Raw genomic sequence first — 1197 nt, 5'->3', positions numbered from 1 at the left:
GTACCGGGGGACGCGGCGGGGGCGGCCCTCCGCTGTCGGTGACACCGCCGCCGCGGGAGGACGGATGCGTCGATTTCCGGAAATTTTCCGGAAATCGACATCGGTGCGGGGCGCGACGCCGGCACAATCCCCTCCCATGACTGCTGCCGACGGCCTGCTGCCGTCCACCGCCCGCATATTCGTCGCCGGGCACCGGGGCCTGGTGGGCTCCGCCGTGACCCGGCGCCTGGAGGCCGAGGGCCACGAGGTGATCACCCGGACCCGGGAGGAGGTCGACCTGCGCGACGCGGAGGCGACGGCCGCCTTCCTGGGGGAGACCCGTCCCGACGTCGTGGTCCTGGCCGCCGCCCGGGTCGGCGGGATCATGGCCAACCACCGTTACCCGGTGCCCTTCCTGGAGGACAACCTCCGTATCCAGCTGAGCGTGATCGCCGGCGCGCACGCCGCCGACGTGGACCGTCTGCTGTTCCTGGGCTCCTCGTGCATCTATCCCAAGCACGCGCCGCAGCCGATCCGGGAGGAGTCGTTGCTCACCGGCCCCCTGGAGCCGACCAACGAGCCCTACGCCCTCGCCAAGATCGCCGGGATCTGCCAGGTGCGCTCCTACCGCCGTCAGTACGGTCGCCGTTACATCTCGGCGATGCCGACCAACCTCTACGGTCCCGGCGACAACTTCGACCCGGAGACCTCGCACGTCCTGCCCGCCCTGATCCGTCGCTTCCACGAGGCCCGGGAGTCGGGCGCCCCGGAGGTGGTGTTGTGGGGCAGCGGCACGCCCCGGCGCGAGTTCCTGCACAGCGACGACCTGGCGGCGGCCTGCCTGACGCTGTTGCGCTCCTACGACGAACCCGATCCGATCAACGTGGGCTGCGGCTCCGACCTGACCATCGCCGAACTGGCGACCACCGTCGCCTCGGTCACCGGCTTCGCCGGGCGGATCACCTGGGACACCTCGCGTCCCGACGGCACGCCCCGCAAGTTGTTGGACGTCTCCCGCCTGAGCAAGCTCGGGTTCGCCCCGGCGATCCCCCTGGCGGAGGGGATCCGGGACACGTATCACGGGTGGTTGCACGCGAACTCCTGAGGAACCCCGGAGGACCGGGGGAGCCCCGTCCGGCGGTCGGGCCCGGCGTGGGGCCGGGCCGTCGGGTCCGGACGGGGGGACGAGTGGGCAGGACGGGCAGGACGAGCGGGGGG

At 72.2% G+C, this 1197-nt stretch carries 1 protein-coding gene; it reads left to right on the top strand.

Annotated elements, in window-relative coordinates; all coding sequences use genetic code 11:
• Positions 1 to 136: 136 nt before the first annotated feature.
• Positions 137 to 1084 (top strand): GDP-L-fucose synthase family protein, encoded by a 948-nt coding sequence (locus tag FNQ90_RS23900; RefSeq protein WP_182608249.1) that lies wholly within the window; start codon positions 137 to 139, stop codon positions 1082 to 1084.
• Positions 1085 to 1197: the final 113 nt, after the last annotated feature.

It is taken from the genome of Streptomyces alkaliphilus, from assembly GCF_014141535.1.
In the GTDB taxonomy this organism is placed as follows: domain Bacteria; phylum Actinomycetota; class Actinomycetes; order Streptomycetales; family Streptomycetaceae; genus Streptomyces; species Streptomyces alkaliphilus.
This window is presented reverse-complemented; position numbering and strand designations above follow the sequence as displayed.